Here is a 24761-nt window from a genome sequence, read left to right as displayed (position 1 = left end):
AAAGCAACAACGTGTGCGGATGTTCTTCTGGTGTTCTCTCGGAATGTCAAGCGGCCTGGATCTGTCGGGCCTCAGTCGCCCAGGAGGCTCCGGGTCGCTGCGGCGACATCGGCCTGCCGCATCAGGCTCTCGCCCACCAGCATGGCGAGGGCCCCCGACCGGGACAGGCGCGCCGCATCGGCGGGGGTGAAGATACCGCTTTCGGTGACAAGTCGAGTATTTTCAGGGACCTGGCTGGACAGTCTTTCCGTGACGCCCAGGTCCGTGACGAAGGTGCGCAGGTCGCGGTTGTTCACGCCGACCAGGGTCGCGCCCAGGGCGCCGGCGCGGCGCATCTCATCCTCGTCGTGGACCTCGACCAGGGCGTCCATGCCCAGGCGTCGGGCCTCCGACATCAGTTCGCCGGCGAGGCCATCGTCGACCATGGCCAGAATCACGAGGATGGCGTCGGCGCCCAGGGCCCGGGATTCGGCGACCTGCCAGGGATCGACCAGGAAGTCCTTGCGCAGGCAGGGCAGGGGGACCGCCGCCCGCGCGGCGACAAGATAGGCGTCATCGCCCTGGAAGCTGGGGCCATCGGTCAGAACCGACAGGCAGGCGGCGCCGCCGTCGGCATAGGCCCGGGCGAGGGCCGGAGGATCAAAGTCCTCGCGGATCAGGCCCTTGGAGGGCGAGGCCTTCTTGATCTCGGCGATCAGGGCAAGGCGGCCGGGGCGGGCCTTGGCGTCCAGGGCGGCGGCGAACCCCCGGGGCGGGGAGGCAGTGGCGGCGGCGGCGTCCACCTCTGCCTGCGTGCGCGCGGCCTTGCGGCCGGCGACGTCCGTGCGCTTGTACTCTGCGATGCGGGCAAGGATGTCGGTCATCGGCCGTTGGAAATCCTGACGAGTCCGTCCAGGGCGCCGCGGGCGCGCCCGTCGTCAATCACCTGCCCGGCCAGCCGGACGCCCTCGGCCAGGGTCTTCACGCGGTCGGCGACGACGAAGGCCGCGGCGGCGTTCAGGAGGACGATGTGGCGGTAGGCGCCCGGCGCCCCGGACAGGAGCTCCCGCAGGGCCTTGGCGTTGTGCTCGGGATCGCCGCCCACCAGGTCCTCCAGGCGGCCTTCAGGGACCCCGGCCTCGGCGGGGCGAACCGTGAAGCGCCGAAGGGCGCCGTCCTTCAACTCCACCACTTCGGTCTCGCCGGTGGTGGTCAGTTCGTCCATGCCCTGCCCGTGGACCACCCAGGCGCGCTCGGAACCCAGGTCGCGCAGGACCTCGGCGATCGGCTCCAGCCAGGCGGCGTCAAAGACCCCCAGCACCTGCCGCCGGGCCCCGGCGGGGTTGGTCAGGGGGCCCAGCAGGTTGAACAGGGTCCGGAAGCCCAGCTCGGCCCGGATGGGCGAGACGTGCCGCATGGCCCCGTGGTGGGCCTGGGCGAAGAGGAAGCAGAGCCCCGCCTCCTCCAACGCTTTCAGCTGCCGGTCGGGGCGGGCCTCGATGTCTACGCCCAGGGCGGCCAGGACGTCGGCGGTCCCCGACCTTGACGAAAGGGCGCGGTTGCCGTGCTTGGCCACCTTCAGCCCACCGCCCGCCGCGACGAAGGCCACGGCGGTGGAGACATTCAGGGTGTGCAGGCCGTCCCCGCCCGTCCCGCAGACGTCCAGCGTCGGAAAAGGGGTCTCAAGGCGCACGGCGGCGGCGCGCATTGCGCGGGCGCCGGCGGCGATCTCCCCGGGGGTCTCGCCGCGAAGGCGCAGGGCCGTCAGGGCCGCGCCGACCTGGGCGGGAGAGGGCTCGCCCCTGAGGCAGGCGGCGAAGAAGGCTTCGGCTTCATCGGCCTCCAGCACCTTCCCGGCGACCAGTCGGCCCAGCAGCGGGCGGAAGGCCTCAGACACGGGCCCGGGCCGCCAGTTCCAGGAAGTTGCCCAGCAGCTTGTGGCCGCCCTCGGTGGCGATGGACTCCGGGTGGAACTGGACGCCGTGGATCGGCCGGCTGCGGTGCTGCAGGCCCATGATCTCGCCGTCGTCGGTCCAGGCGGTCACCTCCAGGGCGTCCGGCAGGCTGGACTGTTCCACCGCCAGGCTGTGATAGCGGGTGGCCGTGAAGGGGTTGGGAAGGTCGGCGAAGACGCCCTTGCCTGCGTGGCGGATGGCGCTGGTCTTGCCATGCATCAGGGCCTTGGCCCGGACCACCCGGCCGCCAAACGCCTGGCCGATGGACTGGTGTCCCAGGCAGACGCCCAGGATGGGCAGGTCATCCGGCGCCTTGCGCAGGAGGTCCAGGCAGATCCCCGCCTCGTCCGGCGAACAAGGGCCGGGCGACAGGAGGACCGCGTCGGGCCGCAGGCCGAGGGCCGTCTCGGCGCTCAGGTCGTCATTGCGGTGGACGCGCGTCTCCGCCCCCAGTTCGTTCAGGTAGTGAACCAGGTTGTAGGTGAAGCTGTCGTAGTTATCGATCACCAGGATCATGGCCCTGTCCCTAGTGAATGCGGGGCCGGAGGGAAAGCCCGATTGTCAACGGGACCCGCCGGAGACAGGCTGCACCCATGGCTCAGGATGATTCCCGACCCGGGGCGGTCAGCTCCGACGAAATGGCCCGCGCCAAGGCCCTCCTTGAGACACCGCAGCGCCGCGATGGCGCCTGGGCCGCCCTGGCCGCCGCGGCCTTCGCCGCCGCAACGGCCCTGGCCCTGGCCGCCGCGGTCATCCTCGCTCCATCCCCCTGAAGACGCCCGGTTTGGCGAGCGCCTCCGGAGGGGACAGGACGTCCGTGCCTCAGAACGAATAGACCAGCGACGCCCGCGTGGTGGTGTCGGTCTCCTCGCGGCCGACGGGCGGATCGGACTCGTAGCGCACGTTGAAGGATGCGCGCGCCGCCAGGGAGCCGGTCAGCCGGGTGGTCAGGGCCGTGGTGGACTCCAGGCTCTGGCCATTGCCATCGAAATAGGCCACCGCGACCTCCGAGAGCGAGGTGTTCTCGTTGATGTCCCAGACGAGGCGTCCGCCGACCCGGCCGCCGATGGTGGAGTCGCTGTAGTCCCTCCCCGGGACCGCGACCGCGGGGCGCACCCACTCGGTCTGGCGGGCGGCGACGCTGGCGTCGACGTCGAGGTGCAGGGTCTTCTGGTCGATCACCCGGTAGCCGAGACCGAGGGACTCGCTGAACCGGCGGTCGATGCCGGCGAAGACGTCCTTTTCCCAGCTCAGGGCGCCGACGGCGTAGAGCCGGTCAGAGATCTTGTAGTTGCCCTCGTAGCCGGCGAAGTAGCGCTCCTTGGTCTTCACCCCGTCGGTTTCGCGGTAGTCGGCAACGCCGTCTACGCGATGGCGCCACCTGAGCGACTCCTTGGTGAGGCCGAGGCCGAGGGCCAGGCCGGATTCCTCGGCGTTGCCGGTCGAGACGAAGCCCCCGGCCTCGCCCTGGCCGGTCCAGCCTTCGAAGAAGGTCTGGCGGGACAGCTTCTCCACCCGCGAGGCTTCGGCGGCGGCGGCGATCTCGGCCAGCCGGGCGTCGATCTCGGCGGCGGAGGCCGGGTTCGTCTGCTTGGCGATGTCGGCCACCACCTTGAGCTTGGCGGGGTCCTTGGAGGCGGCTTCGATCATCGAGGCGATGCTGGGCGGAATCGGCTCGGCGGCGGCTACGGCCGGGACGGCGAGGGACAGGAGAGCGACGGCGGCGAGGCGTTTCATGGGGGTCTCCAGCGGTAAACCTGCGGATGAGGCCCGGGCATGACCCGCAGCAACCCCGCAAGGAAGAGGCTTTGAAGTTTTACGACAGTCACCGGAGGTTATCACCCCCGGCGCGAAGTCCAGCCCGGTCGGGGGCTCAGACGAAGCGCCAGGCCTCCTCTGCAGCCCGGCGCAGGGCCCGGGCCTTGTGCAGGGTCTCGTCGTACTCGGCGTCGGCGTCGCTGTCGGCCACGACCCCTCCGCCGGCCTGGATGTACATGGTCCCGTCCTTGAAGCAGGCGGTGCGCAGGACGATGCAGGTGTCCACCGAGCCGTCAGCCCCGAAGTATCCCACGGCCCCGGCGTAGGCGATGCCGCGCTTCTCGAGCTCCAGCTCGTCGATGATCTCCATGGCCCGCACCTTGGGCGCTCCCGAAAGGGTGCCGGCGGGCAGGGCGGCCATCAGAACGTCCACCGGGTCCAGGCCCTCGGGGGCGTCGCCCTCGACATTGGAGACCAGGTGCATGACGTGGCTGTAGCGCTCGACGAAGAAGCTCGCCGTGACCCGCACATGCGGGCCTGCCGCCCGCGGCGCGGGCGCATTGGCGCCGGCGGCGTTGAGCATGGCCACCCGGCCCACGTCGTTGCGGCCCAGGTCCAGAAGCATCAGGTGCTCGGCCCGCTCCTTGGGGTCGGCGATGAGCTCGGCCTCGAGGGCCAGGTCCTCCTCCGGCGTCGCGCCGCGCGGACGGGTGCCGGCGATCGGCCGGATGGTGATCTTGCCGTCCCTCAGCCGCACCAGGATCTCCGGCGAGGAGCCGGCCAGCTGGAAGTCGCCGAAGTTCAGGTAGAACAGGAAGGGCGAGGGATTGGTCCGCCGCAGCGAGCGGTAGAGGGCGAAGGGATCGTGCGGGAAGGGCGCCCGGAACCGGTGGCTCGGCACGACCTGGAAGATGTCGCCGGCGGCGATGTAGGTCTTCGCCCGGTCGACCACCGTCCGGTAGTCCTCGCGGCTGACAGGGGTGGTGAAGCGGTCCGGCTCGGGGGCGGCGGCGCCGGTGGGCAGCGGCGTCGGCGCAGTCAGGTCGGAACGGATGGCCGCCAGCCGGTCACCGGCGGCGGCCCAGGCGGCCTCGGCGGTCAGGGTTCCAGGGCGGACGGTCGTGGCCAGCAGGATCTCCTGGGCGATGCCGTCGAAGACCGCCACCACGGAGGGGCGGATCATGACGGCGTCCGGCAGGTCCAGCGTGTCAGGATTGACGTCCGGCAGGCGCTCCACCAGCCGGATCATGTCGTAGCCCACGGCGCCGAACACCCCGGCGGTCATGGGCGGCAGGCCGGGGGGCAGGTCCAGGCGCGAGGCGGCCACCAGGTCGCGGAGGGAGTCCAGCGCGCCGCCCGGCTGGGGGGTGAAGCGTCCGGCGGCGATGTCCGCGCCCTCGGCGATCTCGGCCTGGTCGCCGCGGCAGCGCCAGACAAGGTCGGGCCTGAGGGCGATCACCGAATAGCGCCCGCGCCAGGCGCCGCCCTCCACGCTCTCGAACAGGAAGGCGTAGGGGTGGCCGTTTCCGATCTTCAGGTAGGCCGAGACCGGATTCTCGAGATCGTCGATCAGCCGGGTCCAGACGACCTGGGCGCGACCGGCGGCGTAGGTGTCCGCAAAGGCCGCAAATCCGGGTTCGAGGGTCACTTGCCCGCGGCCTCTTTTCCGCCCTTGGCCTCGCCGTCCTTGGCCGCGCCCGGCTTGGGGGCCTCGACGCCCAGGGTCTGGCGGGCCAGCTCGGGGTCGGTGCGCACCTTCAGGACGGAACGGGCGTAGCGGGGCATCTGGGCGCCGATCTCGTTGAACAGGGTCATGCCCAGCTGGGGACGGACCTGCTCGACGGCGCGGGCGTTCTCGGCGACGGCCGGGGGCGAGATCCGGTCGACCTTGCCGACCATCAGGGCGAAGGCGCCGGGGGCCGGGGCCACGAAGACGCCGCCGCTGCCGGCGCTGAAGGCCTGGGCGAAGCCCTCCTGCGACAGCGGGCCTCCCTGTCCGGCGCCCTGGCGGGTGAGGCCCGGGATCTTTTCCGGACGGGTCCCGATGGAGGCGGCGACGGCGGTGATGTCCTCGCCCTTGCGCACGCGCCCGGCCAGGGCGTCGGCCTTGGCGCGCAGGCGCTTGGTCATCTCCTGGCTCATCCAGGCCTGGGTGAGGGGCTGGCGCACCTCGGCCAGCGGCGGTAGCGACCGCGGGATGATCTTGTCGACCCGGACCACGAAGGACTCTCCCTGGCCCTCTTCCTCGATCTGGCTCTCCCCGCCCTCGGGCAGGCGGAAGGCCGTCTGCACCAGGCGGGCGGACAGGCCCGCGATGGGCTGGCCCGTCTGGTCAAAACCCTGTTCGGCGACGGGCCCCAGGGTCGTGACAGGCACGCCGGCCTTGGCGGCCGCTTCATCCAGGTTGGCGCCGCCGGCGTGGGCGTCGTCGTAGGCTTGGCTGATTTCATAGACCTTCTCGGCCGCCGCGGTCTTCCTGGCCTCGGCCTCCAGCATGGGGCGCACTTCGTCCAGGGTCACCACCCGGCCGGGCGTGACGCCGGTCACCTTGACCACCGCCAGGCCCAGGTCGCCCTGGACCACGCGGACCTCGCCATTGGCCATGGCGAAGGCGGCCTCGCCCACCTTGCTGTCCACCACGGCGGTCCTGGGCTTGTCGGCGTAGAGCACCGGCTCCACCCCTGCCGAGCGTGCGACGGCCTGCGGGGCCTCGCCCTTGCCCAGGCGCTCCGCCAGGCCGCGGGCGAGCGCGGCGTCCTTGGCCGCGATCTGCACGAGGGACCGCGTCTCCGGCCGGTTCAGGGCGTCCTTGCGGAAGTCGAACTGCTTGCGGATGTCGGCCTCGGACACCTTCACCTGGCCGGCCACCATGGCGGAGCTGAAGCGGACGACGCTGAGCACTCGGAACTCGGGACGCATGAGCCGCTCGGAGTTGGCCTTCATGAAGTCGTTCAGCTGGGCGTCGGTGGGCCGGGCGGGGACCTCGACGGAGCCCGGGCCGACGCTGAACACCGAGACCTCGCGGGACTCCTGGGCGAACACCACCGCCAGCGCCCCAAAGGCCCTCGGCGGGCGAAGGCCGTCCACCAGGCCCGAGGCCAGATGCGACTGGGCGATGTCGTCGCGCACGCTGCGCTCGAAGCGCGCCGGGGTCAGGTTGGCCCGTCCCAGGGTCTCCTCGTAGAGCCGCTTGTCGAAGCGGCCCGAGATCGGGTCGAAGAAGTTGGGGATCTGCTGGATCTCCCGCGTCACTAGGGCGTCAGCCGGCCGCAGGCCGATCTTGTCGATCAGCGCGGCCATGGACTCCCGGTCCGCCAGCATCTCCAGGACCCGCACGTCCAGACGGTTCTCCACCGCCACCTCGTTGCTGATCTGCTGGCCGGACTGCTGCTCGATGTTCTGCTTGGCGCGGTCCCACTCGGTCCGGAACTCCGCCGGGGTGATGGCGCGCCCGCCCGCCTTGACCACGTCCTGGCTCGCTCGGGTGCTGAAGACGTCACTGACGCCGAAGACCGCGAAACTGATGATCAGCAGGCCGATCAGGACGGCGGCGACCCAGGACTTTGCGAAGGCGCGGATGACGGCGAGCATGAATTCCTTCCAGGCCCGCGAACCGGGCGCATTGCACGGCTGGGTATAGAGGGTCCGAAGGCGGTGGAGCAAGCCGGCCCGGGCCGGCGCCGCATGGGTGACAGCCGCCCGCGCCTGTCGTATCCGCCCCGGAACGGGACGAAAGCGTCGGAGGATCGCGATGACGGCCAAGCTGATCGTGGGCAACTGGAAGATGAACGGCCTGGGCGCCGCCCTTTCCGAGGCGCAGGCCGTGGCCGCAGGCCTGGGCGCGGTCTCCCCCCGCGTCGGCCTCTGTCCGCCCGCCACCCTGGTCGAGCGCATGGCCCGGGCCCTGTCCGTCGGGCCGGTCCTCGTGGGCGGGCAGGACTGCCGCGCCGAGGTCTCCGGGGCCTTCACCGGCGATGTCTCCGCGGAGATGCTGGCGGACGCTGGAGCGACCCTGGTGATCCTGGGCCATTCCGAGCGCAGGGCCGGCTACGGCGAGACCGACGCCCTGGTGGCCGCCAAGGTCGAGGCGGCCCTCCGGGCGGGCCTGGAGCCCATCATCTGCGTCGGCGAGACCCTGGCCGAGCGCGAGGCCGGCCGCGCACTGGAGGTCGTCACAGGCCAGGTGCGGGGCTCGCTGCCCGCCGCCCTGGCGGGTGCAGCCTTCGCAGTCGCCTACGAACCCGTCTGGGCCATCGGCACCGGCCTGACCCCCACCACGGCCCAGATCGAGGAGGTCCACGTCGCCATCCGGGCCGAACTCGCCTCGGGCCTGGGCGCGTCCGGCGCCCGTGCGCCCATCCTCTACGGCGGGTCGGTCAAGCCCTCGAACGCGGCCGAGATCCTGTCGGCGGCGGAGGTCGGCGGCGCGCTGGTCGGCGGCGCCTCCCTCAAGGCCCAGGACTTCCTCGGCATCCTCGCCGGCGCCTGAGCCGGACCGGGGGCGGGGGAGGGGCCGGCGGGCCTTTCGCCGCGGCGGACTGGAAACCGGGCGGCGCCGATGCTAGATGAGCCGACTTCCCGGCCACCTTTCGGCCTGATCCAGCGGTTCCTTCATGCTCGGGCTCCTGCTCACCCTCCACATCATCGTCAGCGTCTGCCTTGCAGGCGTGGTCCTGCTGCAGCGGTCCGAGGGCGGCGCCCTGGGCATGGGCGGCGGGCCCACGGGCTTCATGACCGCCCGCGGCGCCGGCGATCTCCTGACCCGGCTCACCTGGGGGCTGGGAACCGCCTTCTTCATCCTCAGCCTCGCCCTGACCCTGGTCACCGGGCGTGAGAAGGCCGACACCTCCGTCGTCGATCGGGTGAAGGTCGAGTCCCTGTCGCCCGAGGCCCTCAAGCGTCAACAGCAACAGCAGCAGGCTCCGGCCGCGCCTCCCACGGCCCCGGCTACGGCCCCGTTCGAGGCGCCCCGGCCCAGCCTGGCCGACCCCTTCGGCGGCCCGGTTCCGGCCGCGCCGGCAGGCCAGGCGGCGCCCGCCCAGCCCGCGCCGCCGGCCGGCAAGTAGCGGTCATCCACAGGTGAGGCGCATCGCCGGTCTGCAAGCGCCGGCGAATCGCGGCTAACTGGAGCCCCATGACCCGGTACATCTTCATCACCGGGGGCGTGGTCTCCTCATTGGGAAAAGGTCTCGCCTCCGCCGCCCTCGGCGCGCTCCTCCAGGCGCGCGGCTACCGGGTGCGCCTGCGCAAGCTTGATCCCTACCTCAACGTCGATCCGGGGACGATGAGCCCCTACCAGCACGGCGAGGTCTTCGTGACCGAGGACGGGGCCGAGACGGACCTCGACCTGGGCCACTACGAGCGTTTCACCGGGGTCAACGCCGCCCGGGGCGACAACATCACCACCGGCCAGATCTACAAGACCATCATCGAGAAGGAGCGCCGCGGCGACTATCTTGGCGCGACGGTCCAGGTGATCCCGCACGTCACCGACGAGATCAAGTCGTTCGTCCTGTCCGATCCGGGCGAGGGCGTCGACTTCGTCCTGGTCGAGATCGGCGGCACGGTGGGCGACATCGAGGGCCTGCCCTTCTTCGAGGCCATCCGCCAGCTGGGCCAGGAGCTGCCCCGCGGCATGGCCTGCTACATCCACCTGACCCTTCTGCCCTACGTGAAGACGGCGGGCGAGATGAAGACCAAGCCGACCCAGCACTCGGTGAAGGAGCTGCGGTCCATAGGCATCCAGCCCGACATCCTGCTCTGCCGGTGCGAGCAGCCGATCCCTCCGGCCGAACGCCGCAAGATCGGCCAGTTCTGCAATGTCCGGGAAGGCGCGGTCATCCAGGCGATGGACTCGCCCAACATCTACGCCGTGCCCCTGGACTATCACGAGCAGGGCCTGGACCGGGAGGTGCTCGACGTCTTCGGTCTCCTGGGAACGGCGCCTGAGCCCGACCTGTCCGGCTGGCGGAGGGTCTCCGACCGCCTGGCCCACCCCGACGGCGAGGTGACCATCGCCATCGTCGGCAAGTACACGGGCCTTACCGACGCCTACAAGTCTCTGGTCGAGGCCCTGATCCATGGCGGCCTGGCCAGTAATGTGCGCGTGCGCCTCGACTGGATCGAGGGCGAGATGTTCGAGCGCGACGAGGCCCTGATCGGCGAGCGGCTGGCGGGCGTGCATGGCGTCCTGGTCCCCGGCGCCTTCGGCGAGCGCGGCGCCACCGGCATGATCCGCGCCATCCAGTTCGCCCGCGTGCACCAGATCCCCTACTTCGGCATCTGCTTCGGCATGCAGATGGCCATGATCGAGGCGGCCCGGAACCTTGCCGGCCTGACCGAGGCTTCCTCCACCGAGTTCGGCCCCAGCGCCCAGCCCGTGGTGGGCCTGATGACCGAGTGGAGCCGCGGCAACGAACGCGAGACCCGGGGCGAGGGCGACGACCTGGGCGGAACCATGCGCCTGGGCGCCTACGACGCGGTCCTGGCGCCGGGCTCCCGCGTCGCGGCCATCTACGGCGCCGAGCACATCAGCGAGCGCCACCGCCACCGCTACGAGGTCAATCTCCGTTACCGCGAGGCCATCGAGGCCACCGGCCTGGCCTTCAGCGGCCTGTCCCCCGACGGCGTCCTGCCCGAGATCTGCGAGCGCGCCGACCACCCCTGGTTCATCGGCGTCCAGTTCCACCCCGAACTGAAGAGCCGGCCCTTCGACCCCCACCCCCTGTTCACCAGCTTCATCGGCGCCGCGAAGGATCGCAGCCGGCTGGTCTGAGGCCGGGGTTCAGGGGGCGTACTGCCTTCGTAGGCGCTTCAGAAGCCGGATGGGAGCGGGCTCCTTGTCCTGTGACCACAGGTTGCTGACGGTCGCGAAGGCCAGTCCCCGACCTGGGGCCACTTGGGCGACGGCGTGCCAGAGGGTGTTCGAGCCCTCATGCCCCAGGACAGGTCCCTGCGCCCAGGCTCGCCCCTCGGTCACGGTCCAGCCCAGGGCGTAGTCTCCGCCTGGCGGCGGCGTGGTGAGGCGAGCGAGGGTCGCCGGGGAGACCAGGCCATCGCCCGCCTTCAGGAACAGGCTCAGGAAGCGGGCATAGTCGGCCAGGGCCATGTGGACCCCGCCAGCGGGCGCCATGGCGGCCGGGTTGTCGGCCCTTTTTCCCTCCCCGGCGGGACGCGCGGGCAGGGGGCCGAGGCGCACGTGTCCCTGGGGCTGGTCCCCGGCGGGCGCGCCGAAGCCCGCCGAAGCCAGGCCCAGGGGCTTGAAGAGCCCCTCCCGGATGACGTCTTCCCAGGGCTTCCCCTCAATGCGCTCCAGGGCCGCCCCAGCCAGGATGTAGTTCATGTTTGCGTAGGCGAACACGCCGGGGGTTCCCCTGGGCGGCTCGGAAAGGGCCTTCGCCACCATGGCCATCCGCTGCTCCGGCAGGCTCCTGTCGTCGGACCGGGCGGTGAATAACCACCGCGTGTCGATCACGCCTGCGTCCGAAAGGCCTGCGCGGTGCTCCATGACCGCATCGATCGGGGTCTTCGACCAGGCGGCGTTCATCCCGAGGCTGGGGAACAGCTCTCCGAGGGACGAGTCCCAGCGCGCCTTGCCTGCCTCGACCGCCTGGCCATAGAGCATGGCGGTCATGGCCTTGGTGTTGGACCCCAGGTGCCAGGCGTCCCCGGTCTGGACCGGATCGCGGCTTCCGGCCCGCCGCACGCCGGCGACCTCCAGGTGGATCACCCCCTCGCGTCCCACTACCACGCCGCCCAGGGCCGGGACGCCGCCCTCCTCGGCCAGCCGGAGAAGCGAGCCTTCCGGCGCCGTCGCCCGGGCGCCGCCTGGCGTGCAGGCGGCCAGCAGGCCGGCGAGGGGCAGGGGGAGCAGGCGTCGGCGGTCAGGGTTCATCGCGACTCTCGGGTGGGCATCTGTCCTTCAGGGATCAGACCGCCTCTCTACTTGGGTCTCTTCTGCCCGGCTTGAAACCCTTCTACGATTGGGGCATAAGCGCGCACCCCGACGCGCCCCGTCACCGTGGCCGTCCTTCCCTTGTCCGCCAGAGAGAGTCTCCCGTGGCCGTTCCGAAGCGAAAAACCTCCCCCTCGCGCCGCAACATGCGTCGCTCGCACCACGCCCTGGGGGCCAACAGCTACGTCGAGGACAAGGAAACCGGCGAGCTGAAGCGTCCGCACCACATCGACCTGAAGACCGGCATGTACAAGGGCCGCCAGGTCATCACGCCCAAGGAAGACTAGGTCTCTCCGAAGCGACAGGATTCCAGGGCGCGGCGCCGATAGGCCCCGCGCCCTTTCTGATTCCCGCCCGCCAATTCCTCCCCCAAGGGGGAGGTGGACCGCGTAGCGGGCCGGAGGGGGTCAACGGCGAGGGGGTTTGACCCCCTCAGTCGGCTTCGCCGACAGCTCCCCCTTGGGGGAGCAATTACCGCCTAATTCCTCCCCCCAGTGGGAGGTGGACCGCGTAGCGGGCCGGAGGGGGTCAACGGCGAGGGGGTTTGACCCCCTCACCAACCTTCAGTCGGAGCTCCCCCTTGGGGGAGCAATTGGCGCTCATAATTCCTCCCCATCAGGGGGAGGTGGGCCGGGGCAACGCCCCGGGCCGGAGGGGGTCAGCTGAGGCGCCGGTCTTACTGTGTCCGGCCCCGCGCCTGGATGCCCGCCCGGCGGGCCTCGACGGCCTCCGGCGTCACCTGCCGGTTGTGGGCCGTCGACCGCGCCTGCTCCAGCTCCAGGCCCTGGCGAAGCGTCGTCTCGTAGCCGTCGTCGATCATGCCCTTGTAGGTGACCAGCATCTCGACATCGATGGTCGCCATGTCCGCCGCCAGCTTGAGCGCCGCGGGCACCAGGTCCTCCGGCGCCACCACCCGGTTGACCAGGCCCCAGGCCTCGGCCGTGCGGGCGTCGAGGAAGTTGCCCGACAGGCTCAGCTCCTTGGCCCGGTAGGGTCCGATCAGGCGCGAGAGCTTCTGCGACAGGCCCCAGCCCGGCGTGATGCCCACCCGGGCGTGGGTGTCCGCGAACCGGGCGTTCGTGGAGGCGATCAGGACGTCGCAGGCCAGGGCCACCTCGAAGCCGCCGGTGATGGCCACGCCGTTGATCGCCCCGATCACCGGCTTGCGGCAGGCGATCACCGCCCAGGCCGGGTTCTCCGAGGGCTCGGTGGCGTTCGCCGCCCTGAGTCCATTCGGGTCGCTGCCCAACTCCTTCAGGTCGAGGCCCGCCGTGAAGGCCCGCTCGCCGGCCCCGGTGAGGACGATCACCTTCACCGCCGGGTCCGCATCCAGTCGCTTCAGCGTCTTGTGCAGTTCGGCCCGCAGGGCGCGGCTCAGGGCGTTCATCGCGTCGGGCCGGTTCAGGGTGACCAGGGCGACCTGGTCCTTGATGTCCACGAGCAGCATGCGGTTCCTCCCCGGCGACTTGGCGTTGGAGCGCAGAGGAGGGGACCGCCCCGGGGGAAGTCAAGCGGGGGCGCCGACCCACGGTTCCCTTCTCATCATTGCGAGAGGCCTAGGTGGATCTGAGCCTTGGTCGTCGCGGGTGGCGAGAGGCGACCCACTCAGCAGTCACCCGCATCCCGCTTTCGGCCTCAGCCAGATTTCAATGGGACTTCCTGTTTCTCCGATCGAAGTCCGTTCGCCCTGAGAGTCCAGGCCGCGCCCAGGAATAAGGCTGCGGGTGTCGCAAGCCCAAGGCCGACGAGCGCAAACGGGGATAACTCGACCTTCGCACCCTGAGCCCCACTGAATGACTGGAGCAGCAAATAGACGACGCCAACCGCGAGCGCGTAGCCGAGTTTGTTCGTCATCGCGAGCAACGCCAAGTGAAGGCTGACTCGATCCTGGCCCGACGTCTGGCGGTCATTGTCAGCGAGGCGAACCATCTCGGTATTCAGATTGAACTGGTAGCCACCGGTACAAAAGCCCAGTGCAGCGTTCAGCGCCATTGCCGCGAGGACGTTTCCTGCGGGAGCGAAGGCAAATCCAATGCTCGCTGCAGCTGCACCAATCATGGCTAGCGCAAAGCTGAATTGCGGACCCTTCCAAAGGCTCAGCTTGAGAAAAGCTGGGATCCCCAAGATCATCGCCAACATGAAGCACAACATGATGGCAGAGTAATGTTCACCGACAGACAGGTATTGGGACATGATGAAGAATGACGTGGCGCTGTTCGCTGCATAGGCACAGCCGGACAATAAGTCGGAGGTCAGTAGCCGCCGCATTGGGGGCGACTCCTGGATTAGCCTCCAGGCTCCGGATAAATCGGGTTTCGACTTTTGATCCTGAGTCTCCAGTCGGGGTAGAATCACGAGTGACGGCACGATTGTAAGCGGCGCGACCAATAACAGGAGACCGCCCATTGTCCTGAGTTGCTGTTCAAGTGGCGCTCCACCTCCCAGTACAAGAATAGGGGCCGCCAGCACCGCCACCATGCCCAAGACGCCCGCCCATTCGCGCCAGGCGATGAGCCGCGTCCGATCTCCGCTGTCGGGCGTCAAGTCTGCCGGCCACGCGGCGTGAGCGATGGTGAGCAGTGTCCAGGCGACATAGAAGAGAAAAAGTAGCCCGCCGAGGTGAATGGCATTCGCTGTCTGGGGCGGATTGAACAGCGGCCATACAGTCGCCATCAAGGCGGGGGTCGCAAGAGCAATCCAGAACTTGCGACGGCCAAGCGGCGGGCGCGATCGGTCCATGATCGCGCCAGCTATCGGGTCGGTGAAAATGTCCCACATGCGGGCCAGCATGAAGACGACGCCGACTGTGGCCAGTGATAATCCCGGTAAACTGGCATAGAGAGGCGGCAGATACGCAATCAACGGAAGCGTCAGCGCCTTGATGGCCACACCTGGCGCGGCATAGCTCAGGGTGTGAGCTAAGCTGAGGCGTTCCCCAGGCCTTACCATCAATCTGCCGCAACTTCCGGCGTGTAGACTTCGCCACGCGATGCCCCGCCGCGCATGCGTCGCATCATTTCGGGCCACGTCGCCTCGTCCACCCCGGGAAAGCCGAAACTTGGCCAGTTGTCGGCGAGCGGAGCCACCAGCGAAGTCACGCCGTCGCCACTCCAGTGGTGTAGCCGGATACTTGGCGTCTCAAGCGAGAAACGGGGCGGCTTGTCAGGATCAAGAGCGAATTCGAACTGAAAGCCCGTGCTGCCCGCCACGGCGACGCGTGCGCCCCCGAACATTGCGTCGACCGCACGATGCACGTGCCCGCAAACGATCAACTTTACTTCGCGATGCCGGGCGATCAGTGACTCAAAGCGCGGATCCAGTGCGGGTTGCATCGCGTCCATGAAGGCCAGCCCCGTGTGGACGGGCGGATGATGTATCATGAGCATTGTCGGGCGCGGCGGAAGTCTCCTGAGCGCTCGCGCCAGCCAGGCTAGGTCTTCCTCTCCGACATGTGCGTGCTCAGATCCCGGGACGACGATATCGAAGCCCACGATGAGGGGCGTGTCCGGCCGGTCAATGATGAAATGCGCCTTCTCGCCACCACGGGGCAGGTGAACTTGATCCGGGAGAGACTCCGCAAGCAATTCCCGATCGTCGTGGTTTCCCGGTAGGAGGATGAGCGGGACTGAAAGACATGCGAGTGTTTCCCGCAAGGTCTCGTAGGCCGCTGCTGTGGGTTCGTCTACCAGATCGCCCGTCAGCACGACCAAATCGGGTTTCGGCTGCATGGAGTTTATCCGCGCGAGCACACACGCCAGATTGGCGCGTGTATCGACCTTGTCGTAACAAAGCTTCGGATGCTCGACGATGTGCGGATCGGAGATGTGCGCAATCAGTTTAGACGCCATCAGAACGCATACCCCAGAGATATGCCGTAGGTCGCAGGCCGTCCCACTATCCGCTGTTGGCCCACCACCACACCAGCTGACGTAGCTGGAATGACTCCGGTGAAGTAGAAGGAATCCGTGACGTTGCGGCCAAAGGCGGCCAAGGACCAACGTGTGTCAGGTGATTTCAGCGCGAGGCGAAGATCTAGCCTGCCATAGCCTTTCACTTCGACGAAATTGTCAATTTCCTTGAAATGATCGCCGATGAAGCTGGCGTTCATTTGCGGCTCCAACTGCCAACCGCCCGAGAGAGCGAAAGTATATCTTGCATCGGCATTGAAGGCGAACTGCGGAGCATCCGGCAGGTCGTTACCGTTGCGCCGAGCCACTTCAGCGGGATCGGACGACACGAAATCATCGACTGTTGTGTCGAGGTGCGTAACCGCCAAGCCGATTCTTGCGTTCCGAACAGGACGGAGAACGGCCTCGATCTCTCCGCCCCATACAGTTGCCTTCGCCACGTTTGTGCGTACTGCCGTGGCGACACCGGCCGTTTGGCGAACCGAGTTCGCCTGCAGATCGTCGAAGCTATAGAAGAACCCTGCAATCGTCACATTGAAGGGAGATGCCGCATCAAGGAACTTTGCACCGATTTCGTATGCATCCACGTTCTCTGACTGGAAAGGCAGCGCTTCGGGAGCAGAAAAGATCGTCGACCCGTCAAATCCGCCGCTCTTGTAGCCTTGACTGTAGGAGGCGTAGACTAGGGCGTCTTCCATCGGGCGGTAAGAAAGGATTAGCCTTCCCGAGAGATTGTCGTCGTGGAATGTGTTGTCGAAAGCTACCGGTAACCTCAGTGCCGCTGCAGCGACACTTACGCCATAAGGATTGAGGTCTTTCGTAAGGCCAGAGAAATCGCTTGCGTCGTCAGTGTATCGGATACCAGCCGTTAGAGTTATCTGCGACGAAAGCTGCCAATCCGCTTCACCGAACAAAGCCCAGCTGTCTCGGGTCTGCAGATAATCTGTGGCAACGATAGATCTGACAAAATCACTGGCGTCGAGTACGCTGCGAAGGCGAATCTCGTCCTGAAACAAGAAGCCGCCAATCGTCCAGTCGACGCCCGTTCCCGTCGAGCCCGCTAGACGAATTTCACCGGTGTATTGATCAAGATCGTCGGCATAGTCGAGATCAAACCTGCGACGCGGGTCTCCTGGATCGAATGTGTAGGCACGATTCAGCGTGATGTATGACCCGATTGCGGTGAGGCGCGCAGCGCCAAGGTCCTGTTCTAGGCGAAGGTTGAAGCCGGCCTGATCGGAGTCGATGATGGCCGCCAGATTGCCATAGTAGGTGAACGGGTCGGTATCGGGTTCGGTGAAGCCGGTGGCAGACCGCCCGAGCACGTCTGACTGGCTGTTGTCGCCTTGGTCACGGGCGTAATTGAACTGTGCGGTGATCTTGGTTTCTGTCGAGGGCTCGATGACGAGGGTGACTCGTGTGGCGAGGAAATCCGCGTCGCCGACATTCTGGGTTTCCGGGACGAACGGTAGCGGCGGGATCACGCCCGGCGCCGAGGTTAACCCGGCAAAGGTTGTGGTGCCCTTGTTCGTGAGAAAGCCGCCACCCGACTCATAGACCGCCGCGACGCGCAAGCGCACTGCATCTCCGAGCGCGCCGCCTACGCCTGCCTCAGCTCGGATGTGATCGTAGCTGCCGTATTCTAAGTAAGAGTTTGCGCTCGCAGCGTCGCCCGGCTCGCGCGTGATGACGTTTACCGCGCCGGCGGTGGTGTTACGACCATAGAGCGTACCTTGCGGCCCCTTCAGGATTTCGATCCTGTCGATGTCGAACAAACCGCCACCGATGAGCGCATTCGACCCCTGGTAAACGTCGTCGAAGCTCACAGCGACGGCAGGATTTCCATTCGAGCGGAAATCATCAAAGCCGATGCCGCGAATGACGATGCTCGGCGAGGCGCGCCCCGCAACGTCCTGACGAAAGCTGACCCCTGCGGCGACCGTCGAAAGGTCTGTGAGGTTGGCCACTCCGCTGTCCTGGAGTTGTTTTCCGGAGAACGTCGAGATCGCGATGGGAACATCACTCAGTCGCTCCTCACGCTTGCGGGCCGTGACCACGATCTCCTCCACAGCCGCGCCCGCAGCAGGCTGAACCTTCGCTTCCTGGGCCATCGCGGTCGATAGCGGCGCAGCGGACGTTGCAGCCAGCAGGCTGAAGACAAGGTTTTTCCCGACGAACTTCATTGTACCCCTCCAAGAACATACATCCCTGTATGTATCTTGCGTCTAACCATGTTGGGCTTCAGTTTCGTGACACTGGAATGGCCCAGACTGCGATTCGTCACCGAGCGGGCCCAGGGTCCGTTTGGCGAGGTCGGGCCGACGGAGGCGAAGGGGCACCACAATGGCGTCAGAAACACAGCAAAAGCTGATCGACGCAGTGATCTCGGTCGTGTTCGAGAGCGGATATTCCGGCGCCACAATGACACGCATTGCCCAACGGGCGGGTTTAACTCGCGGCGCCATCCAACATCATTTCGGCGATACTCGCGCAGACCTCATGGCGGCGGCGTGCGCGCAGGTCCTTGAGCGGCGCCAGAAGCAGTACGAGGAGTCGATCAAAGACCTCGCGCATGCCGATCTTGATGGAGCCCGCAAAGGGTTGAAGGCTGCCTATCGCGACCCCGCCACTTGGTTCCTTCTGGAGCTCTGGATCGCCTCGAAGAGCGATCAGTTGCTCCATGAGCGCGTGGAGGCCTATCTTCGAACAGAGAGGGGCATTGCCGACGAAATGCTTTCACGCATGCTAGATGGCTCCGGTGAAAATTCTGTGGATTTTCGAGTTTACAAGTACGCAATGCGTGCGTTGACACGCGGTTTGGCCCTGGAATACTCACGTCGTCCTGATCCCGAGTTTTTTGATAGGGTAGTCGACTTTGTGATGGATGCGGTTGAGGGAGTGCTTGCACAGTCACAGAGTAAGTGACTGCGGAACAGCGATGGCCTGCCGTGTCGCATCTCTCCCAGGGATAGACCTGAGTGTTGCTGACCCTTCGAGACCTCCAATACTGAGCGTCGCCAGCCCAAGCTCCTTAACCGGCTCGACACTCACAATCCGCAGGTGCGCCAGCTTGTTCTGGACCTCCCGCTGGGCAAGTCCCTCGGCTTACTTTCGGCTAGGACTCCCAGCCCCGGTAATGCCCGGGCGTCGGGAGTTATGCTCGGCCCCCACCCCCCAAACCGTTTGGTTCCCCCCCGCGAATGGGCTAAGCCTCCGCCGCAATTTCAGCAGCCATCCGGGGCCTTCGCCATGACCGAGATCGTCGACATCCTCGCCCGCCAGATTCTCGACAGCCGGGGCAACCCGACGGTGGAGGTGGACGTGGTCCTCGAGGACGGGTCCCTCGGCCGTGCCGCCGTGCCCTCGGGCGCCTCCACCGGCGCCCACGAGGCCGTGGAGAAGCGCGACGGCGACAAGTCCCGCTATGGCGGCAAGGGCGTGCTGGCGGCCGTGGACGCCGTCAACGGCGAGATCTTCGACGCCCTGGCGGGCTTCGACGCCGCCGACCAGCGCCGGCTGGATGCGCGGATGATCGAGCTGGACGGCACGGCCAACAAGTCGCGCCTGGGCGCCAACGCCATCCTCGGCGTCAGCCTCGCGGCGGCCCGGGCCTCGGCCACGTCCGCGGGCCAGCCCCTCTACAAGTATGTGGGCGGGGTCGGCGCCCGCGTCCTGCCGGTGCCGATGATGAACATCATCAACGGCGGCGCCCACGCCGACAACCCGATCGACATCCAGGAGTTCATGATCCTGCCGACCGGCGCCGACAGCTTCGCCGAGGCCCTGCGCATGGGCGCCGAGATCTTCGCCGCCCTGAAGTCGGGCCTGAAGGCCGCCGGCCACAACACCAATGTCGGCGACGAGGGCGGCTTCGCCCCCAACATCGCCTCGGCCGAGGAGGCCCTGGCCTTCATCGTCCGCTCGGGCGAGGCGGCCGGCTATGCGGCGGGCAAGGACTTCCACCTCGGCCTCGACGTGGCCTCCACCGAGTTCTTCCAGGACGGCGCCTACCACCTGCACGGCGAGGGCAAGCGCTTCGACCCGGCCGGCATGGTCGGCTATCTCGAGGACCTGGTGGCGAAATTCCCCATCGTCTCCATCGAGGACGGCTGCGCCGAGGACGACTTCGACGGCTGGAAGCTCCTGACCGACCGCCTGGGCGGGAAGGTCCAGCTGGTGGGCGACGACCTCTTCGTCACTAACCCGGCCCGCCTCTCGGACGGCATCCGCCGGGGCCTGGCCAACTCCATCCTGGTCAAGGTCAACCAGATCGGCACCCTGTCCGAGACCCTCGACGCCGTCGATATGGCCCACCGGGCCGGCTACACCTCGGTGATGAGCCACCGCTCGGGCGAGACGGAGGACGCCACCATCGCCGACCTGGCCGTGGCGGTGAACTCGGGCCAGATCAAGACCGGCTCCCTGGCCCGCTCCGACCGGACCGCCAAGTACAACCAGCTGCTCCGCATCGAGCAGGAACTGGGCGACCAGGCCATCTACCCCGGCCGCGCCGCCCTGAAGGCCCTGCGCTAGGCCGTCACCGCCCCAATTGCTCCCCCAAGGGGGAGCTGTCGGGCGAAGCCGACTGAGGGGGTCAACGGCGGCTCGGCAGACCCCCTCCGTCCCGCTTCGCGGTCCACCTCCCCCTGGGGGGAGGAATTAGGGCGCCAATTGCTCCCCCAAGGGGGAGCTGTCGGCGAAGCCGACTGAGGGGGTCAAGGGTGGTCCCGCCTTCGCTCCCGGAAACGCAAAGTTAACCCGGCGCGGGCACTTAAGTCTCGTGGATCAACCATTGAGTCGCGCGACCCGGTGTTACAGACCCTGCGCACCTACTGGACGACGGCGCTCCTGTGCCTGCTCATCCTCTATTTCGGCATCCACGCCCTGACGGGCGAGCGGGGCATCCTGTCGACGGGCGAGCGGGACAAGACCCTGGTCGCCCGGCAGGCCGAGCTGGCCGCCCTGACCCGCAAGCGCACGGAGCTCGAAACCCGGGCGAAGCTGCTCACGGATGAGTCGATTTCGGCCGATCTTCTCGATGAGAGGGCCCGGGCCCTGCTGGGATTTGCCGACCCGAGGGACTATGTGATCCGCGTCGGGCCCTGAGGAGGGCCCTTCGTCCGGCGCGTCCGGACGGTTCAGGGGAGTTTCGCATGGCGCGTCCAGCCACCGAACGGAAGACGCGGAAACCGGCCGCCCAGGCGTCGAAGGCGCTGGGTGCGACCCGCGAGGAGCTCCTCGCCTGGTACCGCGAAATGCTCCTGATCCGCCGCTTCGAGGAGCGGGCCGGCCAGCTCTATGGCATGGGCCTGATCGGCGGTTTCTGCCATCTCTATATCGGCCAGGAGGCCATCGCTGTCGGCATCCAGGCCGTGCGCCGGCCGGGCGACCAGGTCATCACCGGCTATCGCGACCACGGCCACATGCTGGTCTGCGGCATGGACCCGCGCGAGGTCATGGCCGAGCTGACGGGCCGGGCGGGGGGCTCCTCCCGCGGCAAGGGCGGCTCCATGCATATGTTCTCCACCGAGGCCGACTTTTACGGCGGCCACGGGATTGTCGGCGCCCAGGTCAGCCTGGGCACGGGCCTGGCCCTGGCCAACAGCTATCGCGGCGACGGCAATGTGGCCTTCGCCTTCTTCGGCGACGGGGCGGCCAACCAGGGCCAGGTCTACGAGAGCTTCAACATGGCCGAGCTCTGGAGCCTGCCGGTCGTCTACGTCATCGAGAACAACCAGTACGCCATGGGGACTTCCATCGAGCGGTCCTCCTCCGAGACCCACCTGTACCGGCGCGGCGCCTCCTTCCGCATTCCGGGCGAGGAGGTCGACGGCATGGACGTGGTCGCCGTGCGCGACGCCGCGGCCCGCGCCGCCGAGCATGCCCGGTCGGGGCAGGGCCCCTACATCCTGGAGATGAAGACCTACCGCTATCGCGGCCACTCCATGAGCGATCCGGCCAAGTACCGGACCCGCGAGGAGGTGGAGGAGGTCCGCCGCAACCGCGATCCCATCGATCACGTGCAGGAAATCCTCACTGAGAAGGGCTGGGCCGACGAGGCCGCGCTGAAGGCCCTCGACGCCGACGTCCGCGCCATCGTCGCCGACGCCGCCGAGTTCGCCCGCATCTCGCCCGAGCCCGACCCCTCACAGCTCTTCACGGACATCTACGTGGAGGCGGGGCGGTGACCGACATCCTGATGCCCGCCCTCTCTCCCACCATGGAGGAGGGGACCCTCGCCAAGTGGTTCGTCAAGGCCGGCGACACCGTCCGGTCCGGCGACGTCATCGCCGAGATCGAGACCGACAAGGCGACCATGGAGGTCGAGGCGGTCGACGAGGGCGTGATCGAGGCCATCCTGGTTCCCGAGGGGACCGAGGCGGTCAAGGTCAACACCCCGATCGCCCGCCTTGGCGCCTCGGCCGGGACAGGGGCCGAAGCCCCCCCTCCGGCGCCCCCCGTCACGCTCCCCGTCACGCCCCCCGCACCCCCGCCTGCCGCCCCCAGCGTCACCCCCCCTGCGGCCGCGATGGCGCCGGAACCCACACACGACGCTCCCACCCCCCCTGCGGGGACGGTCGCGGGACGCCGGACCACCGTCCGCGACGCCTTGCGCGACGCCATGGCCGAGGAGATGCGCCGGGACGAGACCGTCTTCCTGATGGGCGAGGAGGTCGGCCAGTACCAGGGCGCCTACAAGGTCAGCCGGGGCCTGCTGGAGGAGTTCGGCGCCCGGCGGGTGATCGACACCCCCATCACCGAGCACGGCTTCGCCGGCCTGGGCGTGGGCGCCGCCATGGCGGGGCTGCGGCCCATCGTCGAGTTCATGACGTTCAACTTCGCCATGCAGGCCATTGATCATATTATCAATTCGGCGGCGAAGACCCTCTACATGTCGGGCGGGCAGATCACCTGTCCTATCGTCTTCCGGGGCCCCAATGGCGCCGCCGCCCGGGTCGCGGCCCAGCACAGCCAGGACTACTCGTCCTGGTACGCCCATGTACCCGGTCTGAAGGTGGTGGCGCCCTATGACGCCGCCGACGCCAAGGGCCTGCTCAAGGCCGCCATCCGCGACCCCAACCCGGTGGTCTTCCTGGAGCACGAGATGCTCTACGGCCAGGAGTTCGACGTCCCCGACGACCCCGACTGGACCGTACCGATCGGTCAGGCCCTCGTGCGCAGGCCTGGGCGGGACGTGACCCTGACGGCCCATTCGCGCATGGTGGGCCTGGCCCTGGAAGCGGCGGAAGTGCTTTCGAAACAGGGGATTGAGGCTGAGGTCGTGGACCTTCGAACCCTCCGGCCCCTGGATCACGCCACCATCCTGGAGAGCGTGAAGCGGACAAACCGGATCGTCAGTGTCGAGGAGGGCTGGGCGCCCATGGGAGTCGGGGCCGAGATCGTCGCCCTCGTCGCCGCCGAGGCCTTCGACTGGCTGGACGCCCCGCCGCTGCGCATCGCCCAGGCCGACGCGCCCCTGCCTTACGCCGCCAATCTCGAGGCCCTCGCCCTGCCGTCGGTCGAGCGGATCGTCGAGGCGGCCCTCAAGGTCTGCTACCGGTGAGCGCCCTGGCCTGGAAGACCGGCGGATGCCACTGCGGTCGGGTGCGCTTCGAGGTCGCCCTTCCTGCCCGGCCGGAAGCCCATTCCTGCAATTGCTCAATGTGTTCGAAGGTGGGTTTCATCCACCTGATCGTGCCGGAGAGCCGCTTCCGCCTCGTCCAGGGCGAAGGGGATCTGGTGGCGTACACCTTCAACTCCGGCGTCGCCCGGCACCTGTTCTGCGGGACCTGCGGGGTGAAGAGCTTCTACCGTCCCCGTTCCAACCCCGATGGCTGGTCGGTCAACGCCCGCTGCCTGGACGAGGCGGTGGAGATGGACCTCACCGATTTCGACGGCCGGAACTGGGAAGCCAATGCCGCCAGCCTGGCCCATCTGTCCCGGGAGGCCGCGCCATGACCGACATCCTCATGCCCGCCCTGTCGCCGACCATGGAGGAGGGGATCCTCGCCAAGTGGCTTGTAAAGGTGGGAGATTCCGTCCGGTCCGGCGACGTCATCGCCGAGATCGAGACCGACAAGGCGACCATGGAGGTCGAGGCGGTGGACGAGGGCGTCGTTGAGGCCCTGCTCGTGGCGGAGGGGACCGAGGGGGTGAAGGTCAATACCCCCATCGCCCGCCTCTCGGGCGGGGACGCCCCTGCCGTGGCCGCGCCGGCGCCGCCTCAACCCGTCGTCGCCCCGGCGCCCCCAAAGATCGAACTTCCGCTGGAAAAGTCCGTGTCCGCAAAAGGTTCCGGGCGGATCCTCGCCTCGCCCCTGGCCCGCCGGCTGGCGGCTGAGCGCGGGCTGGACCTGTCGTCCCTGACCGGTTCGGGCCCGCATGGCCGGATCATCCGCGCCGATGTCGAGGCGGCGTCCGCTGCGGCTCCTGCGCGCCCCGCCCGGGTCGAGGCCCCGGCGCCGGCGTCCGTCCCCGCCGTCAGCCTGGCCCAGCTGGGCTACGCCGACGACAGCTACGCCCTGGTCCCGCTGGATGGCATGCGTCGCACCGTGGCCAGGCGACTGACCGAAAGTGCGAGGGATATCCCGCACTTCCCGCTCACGATTGATGTGGAAATCGACGCCCTCCTGGCCGCCCGGACCCGGATCAACGGCCTTCTGGAGCCCCGGGGGATCAAGGTCAGCGTCAACGACCTCGTCATCAAGGCCGCCGCCCTGGCCCTGAAGCAGGTCCCGGAGGCCAACGCCTCCTTCACGGCCGAGGGCATCGCCCTGCACCGGCACGCCGACATCTCCATGGCTGTGGCGGTGGACGGGGGCCTGATCACGCCCATCATCCGGAGGGCCGAGCAGAAGGGGCTGGCGGACATCGCCCAGGAGGCCAAGGACCTGGCCGAGCGGGCCCGTAACCGGAAGCTGAAACCCGAGGAATTCCAGGGGGGTACCTTCTCGATCTCCAACCTGGGCATGTTCGGCGTCCGCCAGTTCGGCTCGATCATCAATCCGCCGCAGGGCGCCATCCTGTCGGTGGGCGCAGGCGAGGCGAGGGCGGTGGTCCGCGACGGCCATGTCGTCTCGCGCACCCTCATGACCGTGACCCTGACCTGCGACCACAGGGTCATCGACGGCGCAATCGGCGCCCGCTGGCTGGCCGCCTTCCGGGCCCTGATCGAAGAGCCCGTCACCATGATCGTCTAGGGAGGCC

The 24761-nt window shown here is 68.1% G+C and carries 23 protein-coding genes; 12 read left to right on the top strand and 11 right to left on the bottom strand.

The genetic code is table 11. The features are described from left to right. Positions 1-71 precede the first annotated feature (71 nt). Genes trpC through HYN04_RS06890 form a run of 3 tightly spaced genes read right to left on the bottom strand, consistent with a single transcriptional unit; the run spans position 72 to position 2450 of the window. On the bottom strand, positions 72-863 hold the full coding sequence (gene trpC, locus HYN04_RS06900) for an indole-3-glycerol phosphate synthase TrpC (protein WP_110450085.1): 792 nt from the start codon (positions 861-863) through the stop codon (positions 72-74). After that, positions 860-1876 (bottom strand): anthranilate phosphoribosyltransferase, encoded by a 1017-nt coding sequence (trpD, locus tag HYN04_RS06895; protein ID WP_110450084.1) that lies wholly within the window; start codon positions 1874-1876, stop codon positions 860-862. Before trpD ends, trpC begins: the two co-directional genes overlap by 4 nt. After that, the gene (locus HYN04_RS06890; protein ID WP_110450083.1) at positions 1869-2450 is read right to left on the bottom strand and encodes an anthranilate synthase component II; all 582 of its coding nucleotides are present in this window, start codon (positions 2448-2450) and stop codon (positions 1869-1871) included. Before HYN04_RS06890 ends, trpD begins: the two co-directional genes overlap by 8 nt. Before the next feature lie 77 nt (positions 2451-2527). On the opposite strand from HYN04_RS06890, the gene HYN04_RS06885 reads away from it, so the two are divergent. Further along, complete coding sequence (locus tag HYN04_RS06885) at positions 2528-2707, top strand: hypothetical protein (RefSeq protein WP_110450082.1); 180 nt, start codon at positions 2528-2530, stop codon at positions 2705-2707. Between the two features lie 49 nt (positions 2708-2756). On the opposite strand, the gene HYN04_RS06880 is transcribed toward HYN04_RS06885, so the two are convergent. From HYN04_RS06880 to HYN04_RS06870, 3 genes are all read right to left on the bottom strand, one after another. Further along, positions 2757-3671, bottom strand: a complete 915-nt coding sequence (locus HYN04_RS06880; RefSeq protein ID WP_110450081.1) for a DUF481 domain-containing protein — start codon at positions 3669-3671, stop codon at positions 2757-2759. A 136-nt stretch (positions 3672-3807) separates the two neighbouring features. Further along, a complete protein-coding gene (trpE, locus tag HYN04_RS06875; protein WP_110450080.1) occupies positions 3808-5340 on the bottom strand; it encodes an anthranilate synthase component I in 1533 nt (510 codons plus the stop codon). Continuing rightward, positions 5337-7283 carry a peptidylprolyl isomerase gene (locus tag HYN04_RS06870; protein ID WP_110450079.1) on the bottom strand — a complete coding sequence of 649 codons (1947 nt, stop codon included), beginning with the start codon at positions 7281-7283 and terminating at the stop codon, positions 5337-5339. The genes trpE and HYN04_RS06870 overlap by 4 nt, the downstream gene beginning before the upstream one ends. 160 nt (positions 7284-7443) lie before the next feature. Between HYN04_RS06870 and tpiA the strand changes: the two genes are divergently transcribed. The 3 genes from tpiA to HYN04_RS06855 all read left to right on the top strand — a co-directional run bounded on the left by tpiA (position 7444) and on the right by HYN04_RS06855 (position 10467). After that, positions 7444-8181 (top strand): triose-phosphate isomerase, encoded by a 738-nt coding sequence (gene tpiA / locus HYN04_RS06865; protein ID WP_110450078.1) that lies wholly within the window; start codon positions 7444-7446, stop codon positions 8179-8181. 124 nt (positions 8182-8305) lie between these two features. Next, the gene (gene secG, locus HYN04_RS06860) at positions 8306-8758 is read left to right on the top strand and encodes a preprotein translocase subunit SecG (protein WP_110450077.1); all 453 of its coding nucleotides are present in this window, start codon (positions 8306-8308) and stop codon (positions 8756-8758) included. Between the two features lie 68 nt (positions 8759-8826). Further along, on the top strand, positions 8827-10467 hold the full coding sequence (locus tag HYN04_RS06855) for a CTP synthase (protein WP_110450076.1): 1641 nt from the start codon (positions 8827-8829) through the stop codon (positions 10465-10467). A gap of 9 nt (positions 10468-10476) precedes the next feature. On the opposite strand, the gene HYN04_RS06850 is transcribed toward HYN04_RS06855, so the two are convergent. Next, on the bottom strand, positions 10477-11586 hold the full coding sequence (locus tag HYN04_RS06850; RefSeq protein WP_110450075.1) for a serine hydrolase domain-containing protein: 1110 nt from the start codon (positions 11584-11586) through the stop codon (positions 10477-10479). Between the two features lie 164 nt (positions 11587-11750). Here HYN04_RS06850 and rpmF point away from each other — a divergent pair, with 164 nt between their 5' ends. Further along, positions 11751-11933 (top strand): 50S ribosomal protein L32, encoded by a 183-nt coding sequence (rpmF, locus tag HYN04_RS06845; RefSeq protein WP_110450074.1) that lies wholly within the window; start codon positions 11751-11753, stop codon positions 11931-11933. Between the two features lie 389 nt (positions 11934-12322). Here rpmF and HYN04_RS06840 read toward each other — a convergent pair whose 3' ends face one another. From HYN04_RS06840 to HYN04_RS06825, 4 genes are all read right to left on the bottom strand, one after another. Further along, entirely contained in the window at positions 12323-13093 is a 771-nt protein-coding gene (locus HYN04_RS06840) for an enoyl-CoA hydratase (protein ID WP_110450073.1), read from the bottom strand. A 188-nt stretch (positions 13094-13281) separates the two neighbouring features. After that, positions 13282-14535 (bottom strand): MFS transporter, encoded by a 1254-nt coding sequence (locus HYN04_RS06835; RefSeq protein ID WP_162599580.1) that lies wholly within the window; start codon positions 14533-14535, stop codon positions 13282-13284. A gap of 59 nt (positions 14536-14594) precedes the next feature. Continuing rightward, complete coding sequence (locus HYN04_RS06830) at positions 14595-15494, bottom strand: phosphodiesterase (RefSeq protein WP_110450071.1); 900 nt, start codon at positions 15492-15494, stop codon at positions 14595-14597. Beyond that, on the bottom strand, positions 15494-17737 hold the full coding sequence (locus HYN04_RS06825; RefSeq protein ID WP_110450070.1) for a TonB-dependent receptor: 2244 nt from the start codon (positions 17735-17737) through the stop codon (positions 15494-15496). The genes HYN04_RS06830 and HYN04_RS06825 overlap by 1 nt, the downstream gene beginning before the upstream one ends. Before the next feature lie 160 nt (positions 17738-17897). On the opposite strand from HYN04_RS06825, the gene HYN04_RS06820 reads away from it, so the two are divergent. From HYN04_RS06820 to HYN04_RS06790, 7 genes are all read left to right on the top strand, one after another. Then, positions 17898-18479 carry a TetR/AcrR family transcriptional regulator gene (locus HYN04_RS06820; protein WP_110450069.1) on the top strand — a complete coding sequence of 194 codons (582 nt, stop codon included), beginning with the start codon at positions 17898-17900 and terminating at the stop codon, positions 18477-18479. A gap of 324 nt (positions 18480-18803) precedes the next feature. After that, positions 18804-20087 (top strand): phosphopyruvate hydratase, encoded by a 1284-nt coding sequence (eno, locus tag HYN04_RS06815; RefSeq protein WP_110450068.1) that lies wholly within the window; start codon positions 18804-18806, stop codon positions 20085-20087. Between the two features lie 276 nt (positions 20088-20363). Continuing rightward, positions 20364-20660 (top strand): FtsB family cell division protein, encoded by a 297-nt coding sequence (locus HYN04_RS06810; RefSeq protein WP_110450067.1) that lies wholly within the window; start codon positions 20364-20366, stop codon positions 20658-20660. Between the two features lie 47 nt (positions 20661-20707). After that, positions 20708-21742 (top strand): pyruvate dehydrogenase (acetyl-transferring) E1 component subunit alpha, encoded by a 1035-nt coding sequence (gene pdhA / locus HYN04_RS06805; RefSeq protein WP_110450066.1) that lies wholly within the window; start codon positions 20708-20710, stop codon positions 21740-21742. Continuing rightward, complete coding sequence (locus tag HYN04_RS06800) at positions 21739-23118, top strand: pyruvate dehydrogenase complex E1 component subunit beta (protein WP_110450065.1); 1380 nt, start codon at positions 21739-21741, stop codon at positions 23116-23118. The genes pdhA and HYN04_RS06800 overlap by 4 nt, the downstream gene beginning before the upstream one ends. Further along, on the top strand, positions 23115-23513 hold the full coding sequence (locus HYN04_RS06795) for a GFA family protein (protein ID WP_338418720.1): 399 nt from the start codon (positions 23115-23117) through the stop codon (positions 23511-23513). The genes HYN04_RS06800 and HYN04_RS06795 overlap by 4 nt, the downstream gene beginning before the upstream one ends. Continuing rightward, positions 23510-24754: a dihydrolipoamide acetyltransferase family protein gene (locus tag HYN04_RS06790; protein ID WP_110450063.1), complete on the top strand. Its 1245-nt coding sequence runs from the start codon at positions 23510-23512 to the stop codon at positions 24752-24754. The genes HYN04_RS06795 and HYN04_RS06790 overlap by 4 nt, the downstream gene beginning before the upstream one ends. Positions 24755-24761 lie beyond the last annotated feature (7 nt).

It is taken from the genome of Phenylobacterium parvum (assembly GCF_003150835.1).
Taxonomy (GTDB): Bacteria; Pseudomonadota; Alphaproteobacteria; order Caulobacterales; family Caulobacteraceae; genus Phenylobacterium; species Phenylobacterium parvum.
Note: the sequence above shows the minus strand (reverse complement) of the source record. Positions and strands in the feature narration are given on the sequence as shown.

What these genes read in the sequence shown, in the direction of transcription:
- trpC (WP_110450085.1), bottom strand. Translation starts at nt 863, where the DNA reads ATGACCGACATCCTTGCCCGCATCGCAGAGTACAAGCGCACGGACGTC.
- HYN04_RS06890 (WP_110450083.1), bottom strand. Translation starts at nt 2,450, where the DNA reads ATGATCCTGGTGATCGATAACTACGACAGCTTCACCTACAACCTGGTT.
- HYN04_RS06885 (WP_110450082.1), top strand. Translation starts at nt 2,528, where the DNA reads ATGGCTCAGGATGATTCCCGACCCGGGGCGGTCAGCTCCGACGAAATG.
- HYN04_RS06880 (WP_110450081.1), bottom strand. Translation starts at nt 3,671, where the DNA reads ATGAAACGCCTCGCCGCCGTCGCTCTCCTGTCCCTCGCCGTCCCGGCC.
- HYN04_RS06870 (WP_110450079.1), bottom strand. Translation starts at nt 7,283, where the DNA reads ATGCTCGCCGTCATCCGCGCCTTCGCAAAGTCCTGGGTCGCCGCCGTC.
- tpiA (WP_110450078.1), top strand. Translation starts at nt 7,444, where the DNA reads ATGACGGCCAAGCTGATCGTGGGCAACTGGAAGATGAACGGCCTGGGC.
- secG (WP_110450077.1), top strand. Translation starts at nt 8,306, where the DNA reads ATGCTCGGGCTCCTGCTCACCCTCCACATCATCGTCAGCGTCTGCCTT.
- HYN04_RS06855 (WP_110450076.1), top strand. Translation starts at nt 8,827, where the DNA reads ATGACCCGGTACATCTTCATCACCGGGGGCGTGGTCTCCTCATTGGGA.
- HYN04_RS06850 (WP_110450075.1), bottom strand. Translation starts at nt 11,586, where the DNA reads ATGAACCCTGACCGCCGACGCCTGCTCCCCCTGCCCCTCGCCGGCCTG.
- HYN04_RS06840 (WP_110450073.1), bottom strand. Translation starts at nt 13,093, where the DNA reads ATGCTGCTCGTGGACATCAAGGACCAGGTCGCCCTGGTCACCCTGAAC.
- HYN04_RS06830 (WP_110450071.1), bottom strand. Translation starts at nt 15,494, where the DNA reads ATGGCGTCTAAACTGATTGCGCACATCTCCGATCCGCACATCGTCGAG.
- HYN04_RS06825 (WP_110450070.1), bottom strand. Translation starts at nt 17,737, where the DNA reads ATGAAGTTCGTCGGGAAAAACCTTGTCTTCAGCCTGCTGGCTGCAACG.
- HYN04_RS06820 (WP_110450069.1), top strand. Translation starts at nt 17,898, where the DNA reads ATGGCGTCAGAAACACAGCAAAAGCTGATCGACGCAGTGATCTCGGTC.
- eno (WP_110450068.1), top strand. Translation starts at nt 18,804, where the DNA reads ATGACCGAGATCGTCGACATCCTCGCCCGCCAGATTCTCGACAGCCGG.
- pdhA (WP_110450066.1), top strand. Translation starts at nt 20,708, where the DNA reads ATGGCGCGTCCAGCCACCGAACGGAAGACGCGGAAACCGGCCGCCCAG.
- HYN04_RS06790 (WP_110450063.1), top strand. Translation starts at nt 23,510, where the DNA reads ATGACCGACATCCTCATGCCCGCCCTGTCGCCGACCATGGAGGAGGGG.